Origin of the sequence: Leucobacter chromiireducens subsp. chromiireducens (assembly GCF_016758255.1) — a bacterium.
GTDB lineage: Bacteria > Actinomycetota > Actinomycetes > Actinomycetales > Microbacteriaceae > Leucobacter > Leucobacter chromiireducens.
This window is the reverse complement of the sequence record NZ_QYAD01000003.1, coordinates 324,575-339,044: the sequence shown is the minus strand read 5'-3', so window position 1 is coordinate 339,044 and position 14,470 is coordinate 324,575. Positions and strand designations below refer to the sequence as shown.

At 69.9% G+C, this 14,470-nt stretch carries 13 protein-coding genes and 1 riboswitch; of the genes, 8 read left to right on the top strand and 5 right to left on the bottom strand.

Annotated features, from left to right (window positions below; all coding sequences use genetic code 11):
* Positions 1-90: 90 nt before the first annotated feature.
* From D3226_RS10290 to D3226_RS10280, 3 genes are read left to right on the top strand one after another with little or no spacing between them, the layout of a single operon-like run.
* Positions 91-846, top strand: a complete 756-nt coding sequence (locus tag D3226_RS10290; protein WP_202382442.1) for an IclR family transcriptional regulator — start codon at positions 91-93, stop codon at positions 844-846.
* Positions 847-902: 56 nt separating this feature from the next.
* Entirely contained in the window at positions 903-2,123 is a 1,221-nt protein-coding gene (locus D3226_RS10285; RefSeq protein WP_337248973.1) for an AMP-binding protein, read from the top strand.
* Positions 2,120-3,076: a 1,4-dihydroxy-2-naphthoate polyprenyltransferase gene (locus D3226_RS10280; RefSeq protein ID WP_202382441.1), complete on the top strand. Its 957-nt coding sequence runs from the start codon at positions 2,120-2,122 to the stop codon at positions 3,074-3,076. The genes D3226_RS10285 and D3226_RS10280 overlap by 4 nt, the downstream gene beginning before the upstream one ends.
* A gap of 68 nt (positions 3,077-3,144) precedes the next feature.
* Here the strand turns inward: D3226_RS10280 and D3226_RS10275 are convergent, their stop codons facing one another.
* The 3 genes from D3226_RS10275 to D3226_RS10265 all read right to left on the bottom strand — a co-directional run bounded on the left by D3226_RS10275 (position 3,145) and on the right by D3226_RS10265 (position 6,541).
* Complete coding sequence (locus D3226_RS10275; RefSeq protein WP_202382440.1) at positions 3,145-4,536, bottom strand: acyltransferase family protein; 1,392 nt, start codon at positions 4,534-4,536, stop codon at positions 3,145-3,147.
* 104 nt (positions 4,537-4,640) lie between these two features.
* Positions 4,641-5,312 (bottom strand): response regulator, encoded by a 672-nt coding sequence (locus tag D3226_RS10270; RefSeq protein ID WP_202382439.1) that lies wholly within the window; start codon positions 5,310-5,312, stop codon positions 4,641-4,643.
* Positions 5,309-6,541, bottom strand: a complete 1,233-nt coding sequence (locus D3226_RS10265; protein WP_202382438.1) for a sensor histidine kinase — start codon at positions 6,539-6,541, stop codon at positions 5,309-5,311. Before D3226_RS10265 ends, D3226_RS10270 begins: the two co-directional genes overlap by 4 nt.
* Before the next feature lie 272 nt (positions 6,542-6,813).
* Here D3226_RS10265 and D3226_RS10260 point away from each other — a divergent pair, with 272 nt between their 5' ends.
* Together D3226_RS10260 and D3226_RS10255 are read left to right on the top strand one after the other, a co-directional pair.
* Positions 6,814-8,667 (top strand): ABC transporter ATP-binding protein, encoded by a 1,854-nt coding sequence (locus D3226_RS10260; protein WP_202382437.1) that lies wholly within the window; start codon positions 6,814-6,816, stop codon positions 8,665-8,667.
* The gene (locus tag D3226_RS10255; protein WP_202382436.1) at positions 8,664-10,481 is read left to right on the top strand and encodes an ABC transporter ATP-binding protein; all 1,818 of its coding nucleotides are present in this window, start codon (positions 8,664-8,666) and stop codon (positions 10,479-10,481) included. The genes D3226_RS10260 and D3226_RS10255 overlap by 4 nt, the downstream gene beginning before the upstream one ends.
* Before the next feature lie 27 nt (positions 10,482-10,508).
* On the opposite strand, the gene D3226_RS10250 is transcribed toward D3226_RS10255, so the two are convergent.
* Complete coding sequence (locus D3226_RS10250) at positions 10,509-11,168, bottom strand: YkoF family thiamine/hydroxymethylpyrimidine-binding protein (RefSeq protein WP_337248972.1); 660 nt, start codon at positions 11,166-11,168, stop codon at positions 10,509-10,511.
* 55 nt (positions 11,169-11,223) lie between these two features.
* Positions 11,224-11,334, top strand: a riboswitch (TPP riboswitch).
* A 30-nt stretch (positions 11,335-11,364) separates the two neighbouring features.
* Here D3226_RS10250 and D3226_RS10245 point away from each other — a divergent pair.
* The 3 genes from D3226_RS10245 to D3226_RS10235 are packed head-to-tail and all read left to right on the top strand — an operon-like array spanning position 11,365 to position 14,044.
* Positions 11,365-12,435 carry an ABC transporter substrate-binding protein gene (locus D3226_RS10245; protein ID WP_202382434.1) on the top strand — a complete coding sequence of 357 codons (1,071 nt, stop codon included), beginning with the start codon at positions 11,365-11,367 and terminating at the stop codon, positions 12,433-12,435.
* The gene (locus D3226_RS10240) at positions 12,432-13,274 is read left to right on the top strand and encodes an ABC transporter permease (protein WP_337248971.1); all 843 of its coding nucleotides are present in this window, start codon (positions 12,432-12,434) and stop codon (positions 13,272-13,274) included. Before D3226_RS10245 ends, D3226_RS10240 begins: the two co-directional genes overlap by 4 nt.
* Complete coding sequence (locus D3226_RS10235; protein ID WP_202382433.1) at positions 13,271-14,044, top strand: ATP-binding cassette domain-containing protein; 774 nt, start codon at positions 13,271-13,273, stop codon at positions 14,042-14,044. Before D3226_RS10240 ends, D3226_RS10235 begins: the two co-directional genes overlap by 4 nt.
* A gap of 11 nt (positions 14,045-14,055) precedes the next feature.
* On the opposite strand, the gene D3226_RS10230 is transcribed toward D3226_RS10235, so the two are convergent.
* The gene (locus D3226_RS10230; RefSeq protein WP_337248970.1) at positions 14,056-14,406 is read right to left on the bottom strand and encodes a DUF4229 domain-containing protein; all 351 of its coding nucleotides are present in this window, start codon (positions 14,404-14,406) and stop codon (positions 14,056-14,058) included.
* Between the last annotated feature and the right edge of the window lie 64 nt (positions 14,407-14,470).

The following is a 14,470-nucleotide window of genomic DNA, read 5'->3' as shown; positions in this document are numbered from 1 at the left end:
ATGCTGGGGGCGGTGGGCGCTGCTTCGCGCCACAGCCCACGATAGGAGGCCGATTGCTGTTTTGGAGTATTCACTCCGTATGATGGAATCATGAGATCCGAACCCTCGGTCCCCGCCTCTGGCGGCGGACAGGTGCAGTCGGTTGCGCGCGCGTTCAGCCTGCTCGAAGCGCTTGCGACGGCCGACACCCCGCTCCCGCTCGCCGAGATCGCCGCGCGCACGGGCCTCGCAGTGCCCACCGCGCACCGGTTGCTGCGCACCCTGCTCGATCTCGGGGTGGCGCGTCAGCTCGAAACGCGCGACTACGCGCTCGGCCCGCGGCTCATCGGCCTCGGCGAGCGTGCCACACCGCCGCTCGCGGAGTCGGCGCGCGGGGCACTGATCCAGCTCGAGGAGGCCGCGCAGGAGACCGCGAACCTTGCGGTGCTCGATGGTGACCTGGTGGCCTATGTTGCGCAGGTGCCCTCTCGGCACCGCATGCGCATGTTCACTGAAGTGGGGCGACGTGTGCTGCCGCACGCGAGCGGCGTGGGAAAGGCGATGCTCGCCACCCTGCCCGAGCGGCGCGTCCGCGAGATCCTCGCCCGCACCGGCATGCCGGCCTACACGCCGACGAGTATCACGAGCGAGGAGGCGCTGCTTGCCGACCTGCGCGAGACTCGCCGTCGCGGTTTCGCGATCGACGACGGAGAGCAGGAGGTGGGGGTGCGGTGCATCGCGGTTGCGGTGCCCGGTGCGGTGCCCCCGGCAGCGCTTTCCATCTCCGGACCGAACGCGCGCATGACCGACGCGATTGTGGAGCGTGCGGTGACCGAGCTCACGCGCGCTGCGAACGAGCTCGCGTAAGGCGCAACCGTCCGTCGAGCGCGCGAGCGCCGCGGTGCAGCGAGTACCCTGGAGGGGTGACTTCGCACTCCGGACTTCGCGCCATCCCAACCGATGATCGCGCCTGGCTGCTGGCCGCCCTGCAGGACGCGCTTGCGGGCGGCGCCCCCGTGTTCCCCGTGCCTCCGGGGACGGATGACGCAGTGGTGGCTGAACTGCTCGACACCCCACTCCTCGAGGGCACGGCGCTTGTGGTGCGCACCTCTGGCTCGAGTGGGATCCCGAAGGCGGTTGCCCTCTCCGCGGCGTCCCTCATCGCGAGCGCCGACGCCACGCACGAGCGATTCGGCGGCCCGGGGCAGTGGCTCGTCGCCCTGCCGAGCCACCTGATCTCGGGCATCCAGATGCTCGTGCGCAGCGCGCGCAGCGGCATCGACCCGGTGTTCTTCGACGGCCCGTTCGATCCCGCGGCGCTGCTCGCAGCCGCGGACACGATGAGCGCTGAGCGACGCTACGTGTCGCTGGTGCCGGTGCAGCTCACGCGGCTGCTCGACCTTGCGGCGGCAGACCCGGCTGCGGCCGAGACGCTGCGCCGCTTTGACGCCGTGCTCGTCGGAGGGCAAGCGGTATCCGTGGCGCTGCGGCAGCGCTGCCACGAGCTCGGCGTCGCGCTGAAGCGCAGCTACGGCATGACGGAGACCGCGGGCGGCTGCGTCTACGACGGCGTCGAGATCGGCGACACCCGGGTGCGCATTCGCGCGGGCGAGGTGCAGCTCGCGGGCTCGGCGCTCGCGCTCGGCTACCTGGGGGATCCGCAGCTCACTGCAGAGAAATTCATTACCGAGGTCGGGCGCGATGGCGTGCCCGCCCGGTGGTATCGCACCGGCGACGCCGGGGAACTCTTGGGCGGCATGCTGACCGTCACTGGACGCCTCGATCGTGTACTCATTTCCGGCGGCATCAACGTGTCGCTCGACGAGGTGGAGCGCGTGGTGCGCGAGCTCACCGGTTGGGCCTCTGCCGTCGCGTTCGCCGCACCGCACCCCGAGTGGGGGGAGCGCGTCACCCTCGTGGTAGAGCTTGCCGGGGAGACCGAGCGGCTGGAGTTCGCCGCGGTGCGTGAGGCCGTGCGCGCCCAATTGGGCGTCGCCGCGGTACCCGAGTGGGTCACCGAAACAGACTCGATCCCGCGGCTCGCGGGGGGAAAACCGGATCTCGCCGCACTCGGCGAGTGGATTGGGCGTGTGCGCGACAGCTTCCGTGAGACGCGGCGCGCAGCAGGGGAGGATCAGGCGTGAACCAGGCGAAGGATCGACGGAAGTCGGGCAACCCGGCGGTGCGCGCGGCGGCGGAGCAGCGCGTTGCTGCGGGAGCTGAGCCGCGCATCACGTGGCGCAACTGGGTGGGCGGTGCGCGCCTGCGCACGCTCCCGTTGGCCGTCGCGCCCGTTGCGGCCGGTGCCGGTATCGCGCACATGGTGCAGGGTTTCTCCTGGCCGCTCACGCTCCTCGCGCTCGTGGTGGCCGTGTTCCTGCAGATCGGCGTGAACTACGCGAACGACTACTCAGATGGCGTGCGCGGCACCGATGAGTTCCGCGTGGGCCCCGCCCGGTTGACCGGCTCCGGGCTCGTCAACCCGAAGCACGTACTCGTCACGGCACTCACCTTCTTCGGCCTCGCCGCGGTGGCCGGCCTCGTCGCGGTCGCGCTGAGCGGTCGCTGGTGGTTCCTCGCGCTCGGCGCGGTCGCCATTGTCGCCGCGTGGTTTTACACGGGCGGCAAGCGTCCGTATGGTTACGCGGGCCTCGGCGAGGTGGTCGTGTTCATCTTCTTCGGCCTCGTCGCCACGGTCGGCACGGTGTGGTTGCAGACGGACGTGCAGACGCAGGAGGCGTGGTTTGCGGGCGCCGGCGTGGGCTTCTTCGCGGTGGCGGTGCTCATCGTGAACAACGTTCGCGACATCCCTACGGACAAGCTTGCCGGCAAGAAGACGCTCGCGGTGCGCATGGGGGACCGCGCCTCGCGGATCCTCTTCGTCGTGTGCCTCCTGCTGCCGTTTGTGGTGCCCGCGGTGTTCGGCTTCGCGCACCCGGGCATGGTGCTTGTGTGGCTGGTGCTGCTCATCGTCGCCCCGTGCATCCTGATCGTGCTCACCGCGAAGACGCCGAAGGAGCTCATCCTCGTGCTGCAGCTCACGAGCCTCGCGGGCCTCGTCTACGGCGTGCTGCTCGGCCTGGCGTTCGCCTTCTAACCCGTCCCGCCCTCCGCCCCGTTCCTCCTGAATCGGGGTCACTTCGGCAGGGTGTCGTGCGGATGCGCTCAGCGACACCCTGCCGAAGTGACCCCGATCGAGTGGGGGTGGGCAGGGGGACGGGGAGAAGCCGGGGGCCTGGTCGCCGCCCGGGCCGTCACCGCACGGGTGCCCAGGGCGAGCAGGATCGCGCCGGCAGCCCAGGCCCAGAGTGCGCCGCCGGTGGCGAGCACCACGAGCACGCCACCCGCGCCGCACAGCACCGCGGCCGCCACTCGGATCGGCTGTGCGCTGACCGGTGCGGCAGACGGGCGGCGCTCCCAGCGGTGCACGAGCGGCATCACCGCGGCGACCGCGAGCGCTGCGGCGAGCAGCCACGCCGGGCGGCCGAGCCACCATGCTGCGGAGAGCGGATCGGGGATCAGCGCGGCAGCACCTCCGAGTGAGCCGGCTGCAAGCGTGGCCCCGGCGAGCAGCACCACGACGGGCATGTGCCAGGCGTACACGGTCATTGAGGCGCCGTTCAGTGCATCAGAGCAGCGCTGCACGCGTGGCGACTCAGCCCACGCCGCGAGCGCCGGGCGGAAACGCGCGAAGAGTGCCAGCTGCACCACCCCGAGGAGCGCGAGGGCGGCGGTGGGTGGGTTGAGCGCCTCGTACAGGTTCGCCGGGCTGAGCCCCGTGAGCATGAGCGCGGCGAGCCCAACAACTGCCCAGCCGGCAACGCGGAGTGAAGGCACCCGGCCGTCCGCGAGCCAGAACCCCAGTTGCTGCACGAACAGCCACACGAAGAGCAGGTTCGCGAAGCCAATCGCGTCCACCCCGCTGAGGAATCGGACGGCGTCGACGGCCGCGATCCCGATCCCGATCGAAATAAGTGTGGCGACGGGGGCGCGTTCGTGCAGGCGGAGCCCGAGCGGCACGAACGCCGTGCAGAGCACGTAGACCCCGAGGAACCACAGCGGCTGGCTGATGCGCCAACCGGCGGTGGCGACGAGTTCGGGGGACAGACCGGCGGCGCTCAATGCGGCGAGCGTGGCGGTGACGGCCACGGCGGCGGCGAGTGGCACGGGGAGGAGGCGGCGCATGCGGGTCGCGAGGTACGGCGCGGTTCCGACGCCCCGACCCCGCACCCGACGGAAGTGTGTCGCGGAGGCGAAACCGCCCATGATGAAGAACAGTGGCATCATCTGCGTGAACCACGAGAACACCGTGAAGCCACTCCATGATTCGAGCGCGTTCTCGAGCACCACCTCACCATCCCGGATACCGATGCCCACCATGAGGCTGTGCATCACGACGACCGCGATGAGACAGGCCGCGCGCACCAGGTCGACCGCGCGATCGCGGCCGGGCGCCGCGCTGCGCGAGGCGGTCAGGGGAGCGGTGCCCGGCTGCGGAGCGTGGGGCGCTGCGGGCGGGGCTGACGCGCGACGAGGCGCGGGCGATACGAGGGTCATGCGAGGGTCCTTCCAACGTGCTGGAAGAACAGTCCCGCGAGGAAACTCGCGCAGGCATCACCCCGAGGTGCGCTTTCGACCCCCTACCGGGGTATGGGTGCGGCCTAGCGATCCGGTTCGACGAGGCCCGCGTCGTAAGCGAGGATCACCGCCTGCACACGATCGCGCAGCCCCAACTTCGTGAAGATCCGCGTGACATGCGACTTCACCGTCTGCTCGGCGATGAACAGCTCGCCGGCGATCTCGGTGTTCGAACGCCCCGCGCCAATGAGCACCAGGATTTCGCGCTCGCGTTCGGTGAGCTCGGCGAGTCGGAGCGCGTGCGTGTCGCGCGGCGGGCGCTGCTCGGCGAAGCGCTCCAGGAGGCGACGGGTGACGCTCGGGGCGAGCAGCGCATCGCCCGCGGCGACCACCCGCACGGCGTTCACCAGGTCGGCTGGGGGTGCGTCCTTGAGGAGGAAGCCGCTCGCTCCCGCACCCAGGGCTTCGTGCACGTACTCGTCAATGTCGAAGGTGGTGAGGATCACGACGCGCGGCACATGGTCGACGCGCGCCGGCGGCGACATGAGTGCCCGCGTTGCCTCGAGGCCGTTCATCTCCGGCATGCGCACGTCCATCAGCACGACGTCGGGTCGGAGGCGGTGCGACAGCGCCACCCCCTCGGCGCCGTCTGCGGCCTGGCCCACCACGGTGAGGTCGGGCTGCGCATCGAGGATCGCGGCGAAGCCCGCGCGCACCATCGCCTGGTCGTCGACGATGAGAACGGAGATGGTCATGCGGAGGGCTCCTCGGGAGAAACGGGATGGCGGAGTGTGAGCTGCGTGCCCGGAACGATGGGCAGCAGGGCGGTGACCTGGAACCCGCCGCCGGGGGAGGGATCCGCGGAGAGTGCACCGCCGAGCGCGGTGACCCGCTCGCGCATGCCGCGGATGCCGTGGCCACTCGGGTCGGGGGCGGCCCGCACCGTGCGGTCGGCCGGCGGCGCTCCGTTCTGCACGATGACCCGCACGCCCGCGGGCACTGCGGGTGCCGGCGGCTCGGGGGCAAGCGACACCGTGGCGGATGCTCCGGCGGCGTGCCGGGCTGCGTTGCCGAGCGACTCCTGCACCACCCGGTAGACCGCGAGCTGGCACACGGGGTCCATGCGTGCGGCGAGGGAGCCGGGAAGCTGGTCGGTGAGCGTCGCCCGCGACCGGGCGACGAGCTCGGGGAGGTCGCCGAGGCCCGGCTGCGGCGCGTGCTCGGCGCCGTCGTCGGCCCGCAGCACGCCGAGCAGGGCGCGCATCTCGCCGAGCGCGGTGCGGGCGGTTGCCGCGAGCTCGTCGAATTCGTCGGCTACCGCCTCGTCGATCTCCGGGAAGCGGTAGCGCGCGCTCGCCGCCTGCACCTGGATCACCGACATGCCGTGCGCCACCACGTCGTGCATCTCGCGGGCGATGCGCGTGCGCTCCTCGGCGATCTGGCGGCGCGCGAGTTCGAGTTCGGAGACTTCGCGCGCCTCGGCGAGCTCACCCCGTGCCGCGCGGACGGCGCGCACCAGCGTCGTGATCCCGATCGTGATCGTGGAGAGCGCGAGCAGCACGATGAGGTTCGCCACCATCGGGCCACCCGGGACGGTGTTCCCCGCGCCCGAGGCGACACCGCTCGCCGTGATACCGATGAGCGCGGCGCTCGCGACCGCGGCCAGCCACCGCCCGTGGAGCGCGACGAGTACGTACGTCGCGAGGAGCGCGAGGAGGGAGGTGACCTGCACAGGCCAGGGCGCCGTGGCGGTGGGCTGCGCGAGCGTGAGCCCCGAGATCACCGCAATCGTCAGCACCGCGAGGCCCCAGCGGGGGAAGCGTAGCGCGATGAGCAACCCGGCCGACTGCGTGGCCGCAATCATGAGACTCTCCACCACCGGCATGCCGTAGACGGTGACGCCGAGCGCGGCGGAGACGGCAAGCAGCGCGACCGCGAGCAGGGTCGCGGCGCCCCACAGCCAGGGGGATCGGCGGGCGGTCATGCGCCCAGGCTACTGCGCACACCACGCCGAACCACACAGAATTGGTGCTTGCGCGGCGCGCGCTCACCCGGATAGGGTAATTCTCGGTATCCCCGAAGACCCGGAAAGGAGCAGATCATGGCGTCAATCATCACCGCAGCAGATCTCGCTCGTCCGGGCACCCTGCTGACCGGACATTAGGTTTCCCGCGGCCCGCCGCTTCGCGCGCTGCCGCCCCTCCCGCTTCCAGCTTCTTTCGCGCCGCACTCGCGCGCACTCTTCGATCAGGGATCATGACTTCTCACGCTTCCGCGTCGCCCGCAGACGACGCCACCCCCGGCACTGACGACGCAGCCGTTCAGGCGCCTCGCCTGTCGACGGCTCGCGCCCTCGCGCGCCTCCTTCCCTTTGCCCGCCCCGCACTGCCCCGCCTCATTGGCGGCGCGCTCGTGGGGCTCGGCGCTGCAGTTGCCAGCCTGCTCATTCCGCTCGTGCTGCAGTGGGCTGTTGACGGCCCCATCACCACCGGCGATCGCCGCCAAATCGTGTGGGCGACGCTCGCCGTGCTCGCCCTCGGCGTGCTGGAAGCCCTGATGGTCTTCCTGCGTCGCCGCTTCGTGCTCGCCCCCTCGACGGGCATCGAGTACCGCATTCGCCAGTCGTTCTACGATCGCCTGCAGCGTCTCCCGGTCGCGTTCCACGACCGGTGGCAGTCGGGGCAGCTGCTCAGCCGCATGATGCAGGACATCGGCACCATTCGCCGGTGGCTCGCCTTCGGCCTGATCCTGCTGCTCATCAACCTGCTCACCATTGTGATCGGCGCGGCGCTGCTATTCCGCTGGCACTGGGCGCTCGGCACCGTGTTTGTGATCTGCTCGATCCCGGTCTGGATCGTGGGGTTCAGCTTCGAGCAGCGCTACGGTGTGCTGTCTCGGCGCAGCCAGGACCAGGCGGGCGACCTCGCGACCGCGGTCGAAGAGAGCGTGCACGGCATCCGCGTGCTGAAGGCGTTCGGCCGCGGCGGCCACGCGCTCGGCCAGTTCCGCAGCCGCGCGGAGACGCTGCGCGAGACAGAGATGCGTAAGGCGAAAGAGGTGGGCGCGCTTTGGTTCTGGCACGAACTTGTGCCGATTCTCGCGCTCGGCGCCTGCTTCATTACGGGAGTGTGGCTTGCCGCGCACGGCCTGCTCACGGTCGGTGAGCTCGTCGCGTTCTTCGCGATGGCCGCTGCGCTCCAGTGGCCGATGTCGTCGCTCGGGTACCTCTACTCGTTCCTCGTTGACACGCGCACGGCGACCGATCGCATCTTCGAGGTGTTCGACGCGCCGATCACGGTGCAGGATCCCGAGACGCCCCGCACCATCTCCGAGCCGCGCGGCGAACTCGTGTTCCACGACGTGACCTTCCGCTACCCGGACGCCGCCGCATCGGAACCTGCGCTGCTCGACGGCGTGGACCTCGCGCTGCGCCCGGGGGAGACCCTCGCACTCGTCGGCGCGACGGGCTCGGGCAAGACGACCATGACCACGCTCCCGACGCGCCTGTTCGACGTGACGGGCGGCGCGGTGACCCTCGACGGGGTCGATGTGCGCGAACTGCGGCTTGAAGAACTGCGCCGCCGCATCGGGGTCGCGTTCGAAGAACCGATCCTGTTCTCCGCCTCCGTGCGCGAGAATGTGCTGCTCGGCCGAGACGACCTCGACCCCGCCAGCCCCGAGGCTGACGCGGTGCTCACCGAAGCGCTCGAGGTCGCGCAGGCCGGCTTTGCCTACGAGCTCCCGGAGGGGCTCGACACCGAGGTGGGCGAGGAAGGGCTTTCGCTCTCCGGTGGTCAGCGGCAGCGCCTCGCGCTCGCCCGCGTGGTGGCCGCCGCCCCCGATGTGCTCGTGCTCGACGACCCGCTCTCGGCGCTCGATGTCGACACGGAGGCCCTCGTTGAGGCCGCGCTTCGTCGCGTGCTCGAGGGCACCACCGCGCTTATCGTCGCGCACCGCCCCTCGACCGTATCGATGGCCGACCGGGTTGCCGTGTTGCGTGACGGCAAGATCATCGCGATCGGCACGCACACCGAGCTCTTGCGCGAGAGCGCCCACTACAGACACTTGATTGCCACAACCCCGGAGCCCCGAGAGGAGGACCGCGCATGAGCCCCGCAAGCGTGCACGGCACGAGCGGCGAAGACCGCGACCAGTACACCCGCGAGGAGAGCCGCGCGATCCGCCGCCGCTCGCTCCGCCTGCTCGGCTCGATCCTGCGCCCGCTCAAGGGCCTGATCGCTCTCACCGCGATCGTCATTGTCATCTCGACGGCGGCGCGCGCCGTGGGACCCACCCTCATCGCCTTCGGCATCGACGAGGCACTCCCGCGCGCGGTGAACGATGGCGACTGGATGCCGGCGGTCGGCATCGGGCTCGCCTTCCTCGTGACGGGGACGCTCGGCTCCCTGTTGGTCGGTTGGTACATCGTGCTCATCGCGCGGCTCACGCAGGCCGTGATGATGGAGCTGCGGATCCGGATCTTCCGGCACACGCAGCGCCTCAGCCTCGAATTCCACGAGGGATACACCTCGGGTCGCATCATTGCGCGCCAGACGAGCGACCTCGAGTCGATCCAGGAGCTGCTCGATGGCAGTCTGAATGAGCTGATCGACGCGATCCTCATCGGCAGTTTCACGCTCATCATGCTGTTCCTCATCGATTGGCGCAGCGGCCTGATCCTGCTCGGCATGGGGATCCCGCTCGTTATCCTGATGCGCTGGTTCGTGGTCGAGTCGCAAAAGGGGTTCCGCGCCACCCGTGTGGTGAGCGCCCGCCTCATCGTGCAGTTTGTTGAGACGATGACGGGCATCCGGGCGGTGCAGGCGTTCCGCCGCGAGCCGCGCAACCGCAAGGAGTTCGGCACCGTAGCGGAGAACTACCGCCAGGCGAACCTGCGCGTGTTCCGCCTCTTCGGGGTGCTCGATCCGGGCCTCATTCTGCTCGCCAACGTGACCATCGGCGTGGTGCTGCTGTGGGGTGCGCTGCGCGTTGCCGACGGGGCGCTCGCCATCGGCGTGCTGCTCGCAGCTGTGCTCTACGTGCGCAACTTCTTCGGTCCGATCGAGGAGGTGGCGATGTTCTTGAACTCGTATCAGTCGGCCACCGCGGCGCTCGAGAAGGTGTCGGGCGTGCTCGAGGAAGATCCAACAGTGCGGGATCCGGAGGCCCCCACCCCGCTCCCCGCCGCGCGCGGTGAGCTTGAGTTTGACGGCGTGAGCTTCGGCTACGGCGGCGGGCGCACCGTGCTCGCCGACTGCGACCTCGTGATTCCTGCGGGGCAGACCGTTGCGCTTGTGGGCACGACGGGCGCTGGCAAGTCCACGCTCGCGAAGCTTGTGGCGCGCTTCTACGACCCGACGACCGGTGTGGTGTCGCTCGACGGGGTGGATCTGCGGGAGCTTGACCCCGCGGACCTGCGCCGCGCGATCGTCATGGTGACGCAGGAGGCGTACCTCTTCAGCGGTACGGTCGCCGACAACATCGCGCTCGGCCGACCGGACGCGAGCGCCGAGGAGATTCGCGCCGCGGCGCGCGCCGTCGGGGCTGACGCCTTCATCGAGGCGCTGCCCGACGGCTACGACACTGACGTGAACAAGCGCGGCGGCCGCGTCTCGGCGGGGCAGCGGCAGCTGATCTCGTTCGCGCGCGCCTTCCTCGCTGATCCGCGGGTGCTTATCCTCGACGAGGCCACCGCCTCGCTCGATCTGCCGAGCGAGCGGCTCGTACAAGACGCGCTGCAGCGGCTCCTCGCCGATCGCACCGCGATCATCATTGCGCACCGCCTCTCGACCGTCGCGATCGCCGATCGCGTGCTCGTCATGGAGCACGGTCGAGTGGTCGAGGATGGGAGCCCGGCCGAGCTCATCGCAGCGGGTGGGCGCTATGCGGCGCTGAACGCCGGGTGGGAAGCCTCGCAGGCGTAGCCGCCCGGCCCCCCGCCCGGCGCCGGCTCAGTCGGCGATCTGCGTGGGGCTGTTCAGTGACACGGTGAGGTGGGTGGTGACGTGCTGCACGACACCACCCACCCCGATCCAGCCGTTCGCCGCGGTTTGCAGCACGGCGGCGAGATCGCCGTCGAGGCGGGTGGCGAAGTGGTCCGATCCCGAGTAGATTCCTGCGGTCTTCGCGTCCTCGATGGCGGCGTATATCGGTGACATGTGGTCACCCTCGCTGCCCCCGTCGAGCAGGGGATAGAGCGACCAGTGTGCGCGGGCGCGCACCCCAGCCGGGGCGAGCGATACGGGGGCCGCGCCGAGCGCGGGCACGCCGGCGGGGAGCGCGCAGGCGAGTTCCCCCGGGCAGCCGCGTGAGAGCAGGATCGCGGCGGAGATGTGCGCACCGCTCGCCGCCGCAGCGCCGATCACGTCGCGCAGAAACTCGAGCACGCGCTGCTCGGTGCCACCGACGAAGGTCGAGATGTCGTTCGTCTCGAGTGTGAGGCCCGTGCGGTCGGCCTGCTCGAGCGCGCCGAGGATGATCCGCACGTAGTCGGAGTCGTACACGGAGAGCGTGAAGCGGGCGCCCACCCCGTACTGCTGCGGGGTCATGTCGGGCCCGACGGCCGGGGTCTGAGGGGATGCGGAGTCTGCGGTGTCGCTTGCGTGGGTCACGGCACCCACCATAGAAGATTCCGGCCCAATTCCGCGATCCGGAATTCTGCTACGGTGTTGAGCACACGGGAGTCCGGTAGGCCGGGCTGAGAGGAAGGTCATCAACCTTCGACCGTCGAACCTGATCTGGATCATGCCAGCGCAGGGAGACACTCTTTTCACACCCGTGCCCATCAATGAATGAAAGGGCACGCTTTTGCGTCACCATACCCACTCACGTCCACCCGCACGTCGTCTCTTCGCCGCCGCTGCGGTCCTCGCGACTTGCGCGCTCGCGCTCGTTGGCTGTGCCGCTCCCGCGGGATTGCAGAGCGCCGACTCCACGGCAGCGGGGCAGGGCACCGCGCACGTGAGCTTCGCGCTCGATTGGGCGCCGAACACGAACCACATTGGCGTGTACGTGGCCGAGGCGGAGGGCTTCTTCGCCGACGCCGGCCTCGACGTCGAAATTCTGCCCTACGGGTCGACCCCCTCGAGCCAGCTCGTCTCCGCCGGCGAGGCCGACTTTGGCATCGGTGGGCAGTCAGGCGTGCAGATGGCGCGCACTTCAGGCCTTGACGTGGTGTCCGTCTACCGCGTCACGCAGACCGACACTGGCCGCCTCGTGGTGCTCGGCTCTCGCGATGACCTCACCCGTCCGAAGGATCTCGACGGCCTCGTGTTCGGTGGCTTTGGCGCCCCGCTCTTCGGCGCGCTCGCGAAGACCACGATCCAGGGTGACGGCGGGGCAGGCAACTTTGAGGAGGTCGTGCTCGACACCGGCGCGTATGAGGCGCTCTCGCAGGGGCGCATCGACTTCACTCTCTCTGTCTCAACGTGGGAAAACCTCCAGATGGAGATCGACGGCCACCCGTATCGCGCCTGGCGCTACCAGGACTTCGGCGTGCCCGAGCAGCAGTCCACCGGCATCATCTCGAGCGACGCGTACCTCGCAGCGCACCCGACGGAGGCGCGCGCGTTCGTTGAGGCGGTTGCGCGCGGCTACGCGTTTGCCGCAGAGCACCCGGAGGAGGCCGCCGACATCCTGATCGCGGCGAATCCAGACACCCTCGGCACCGCCGAGGAGCTCGTGCGCCGCAGCGCGAAACTCATGGCGGAGGATGGCTACCTCGTGGCGAAGGGGCATGAGATCGGCGAGGTGAACCCGGAAGCCTGGGCAGAGTTCGGCGCCTTCCTCTTCGACGGCGGCTTCCTCACGGACTCCGAGGGCAAACCCGTCACCGAGGAACCCGACTGGACCGAGTACTACACCGAGCTCCGCGGGTGAGCGGCGTGGGGGCCGCAGCGCCGCGCACCGCGGTGACTGGCGGTGCGGGGAACGCCGCCAGTCACACGGTGGGCCGAGCGCTCGCGCGGGTGCTGCCGCCCGTCGCGGCCTTCGCGCTGCTGCTCGTGATCTGGCAGACCGCCACGACGGCGGGTCTCGTGCCACCCGACATGCTGCCGGCCCCCACACGCATTCTCGAATCCGGACTCGCTGAACGCGACGCGCTGCTGCGCCACACCCTCACCACGGTGACGGCGACGCTCACGGGCTTCACGCTCTCCGTCGCGGTGGCGTTCCTCGCGGCGACGCTGCTCGACTTCTCCCCGCTCCTCCGCAGTGCGATTCTCCCGCTCCTCGTGGTGAGCCAGACCCTGCCACTCATCGCCCTTGCGCCGCTCGTGGTGCTCTGGTTCGGCTTCGGTCTGCTCCCGAAGGTGCTGCTTGTCGCGTTCGTCACCTTCTTCCCCATGGTGGTTGGGCTGCTGCGCGGCTTCGCTGAGGCCGATCCCGATGCGGAGGTGCTGCTTCGCTCGATGGGGGCGGGCCGCTGGCAGCTGTTTCGCTTCGTGCGCCTCCCCGCGGGCATCCCATCCTTCTTCTCTGCCCTGCGCATTTCCATCACCTACGCCGTGGTGGGCACCATCTTTGCCGAGTACGCGGGGGCGGTCGCGGGGCTTGGGGTCTACATGCAGTCGGCGAAGCACGTGTTCCGCACGGATCTCGTGCTTGCGGCGGTCACGGTGTCCTCGCTCGTCACGCTCGCGCTGTTCGGCCTCGTGATCCTCATCGAGCGGGTCTCGGTGCCCTGGCTGCGCATCGAGCAGGGACGCGCACGGTGAGCGGGGCGGGCAGCGCACTCGAGCTGATTGGGATCGCGAAGGCGTTTGGCGAGCACCCCGTGCTCGCAGACATCTCGCTGCGTGTGAGTGCCGGCGAGATCGTCTCGCTCGTGGGCGCGAGCGGCTCGGGGAAGTCGACGCTGCTCGCACTGCTCACGGGCGCGCTGCGCGCCGACACGGGCGAGATTCGCTACGGCGGCGCTCGCATCGATCCCGCCGAGATGGGCCTCGATCGTCCCTTCGCGTTCATGCCGCAGCGCGATGTGCTGCTGCCGTGGCGGCGCGTGCTCGACAACGCGTGCATCGGGCTCGAGGTCGCCGGGGCGCAGAAGCGTGCGGCGCGCGATCGTGCGGCCGCGCTCTTCGCGCCGTTCGGGCTCGCCGGTACAGAGGAGCGCTACCCGCGGCAGCTTTCCGGCGGCATGCGCCAGCGCGTCTCGTTTCTCCGCACCGTGGTGCAGGGGAAGCCCGTGCTGTTGCTCGACGAGCCGTTTGGTGCGCTCGACGCGATCACCCGGGATGAGCTGCAGCGTTGGCTCCTCGACATCTGGGCCGAGCACGGCTGGAGCATCCTGCTCATCACGCACGACATTCGCGAGGCTGTGCGGCTGAGCGACCGGGTGCTCGTGCTCCCACAGCGCGCCGGGGCGATTGCGGGGGAGGTGTCGGTCTCGCGCGACATCCCGCGGGGCGACGGCTTCCTGCTCGATGGGCGGGTGCCCCGGCTTGAGGCTCGCCTGCACGAGCACATGGCGGCCGCCCGCGCGTAGCGCTTGGTTGGCTACAGCTGCGTGGGCTTCGCGTCGGTGTGTGCGGTCTCAGCGTCCACTGCCTCGGCGCTCACCGTTTCAGCGGCTGCTGCCGCGGTGCCCTGCGTCTCGGCGTCCATCGCCTCGTCCTCGACGATGCTGTCTGCCGTGCGCTCGCGGTTGCGCCAGTCGTAAATACTCTCGGACGCGGTGTCACGCGGCTTCGAGAGGAAAATGATGGACAGCGAGACCCCGATGAGGGCTGCGAAGATTGCCGCAAGCCACGGCTTGATGCCCATCAGGAAGAACACCGCGAACGGGGCTGCGAAAAAGAGCAGTCGCAGCACGATGTACACAATCCAGGCGGTCCGGGGGTTCTTCACGGCGACGAGTCTACCCGGCGTAACTGCGGCGATCCTGAGCCGAGGGGCCGCGAGCGCCCAGCCC

Excerpts from the sequence above, each read along its gene's own strand:
- D3226_RS10290 (WP_202382442.1), top strand. The coding sequence starts at position 91 with ATGAGATCCGAACCCTCGGTCCCCGCCTCTGGCGGCGGACAGGTGCAG.
- D3226_RS10275 (WP_202382440.1), bottom strand. The coding sequence starts at position 4,536 with ATGACCCTCGTATCGCCCGCGCCTCGTCGCGCGTCAGCCCCGCCCGCA.
- D3226_RS10270 (WP_202382439.1), bottom strand. The coding sequence starts at position 5,312 with ATGACCATCTCCGTTCTCATCGTCGACGACCAGGCGATGGTGCGCGCG.
- D3226_RS10265 (WP_202382438.1), bottom strand. The coding sequence starts at position 6,541 with ATGACCGCCCGCCGATCCCCCTGGCTGTGGGGCGCCGCGACCCTGCTC.
- D3226_RS10260 (WP_202382437.1), top strand. The coding sequence starts at position 6,814 with ATGACTTCTCACGCTTCCGCGTCGCCCGCAGACGACGCCACCCCCGGC.
- D3226_RS10255 (WP_202382436.1), top strand. The coding sequence starts at position 8,664 with ATGAGCCCCGCAAGCGTGCACGGCACGAGCGGCGAAGACCGCGACCAG.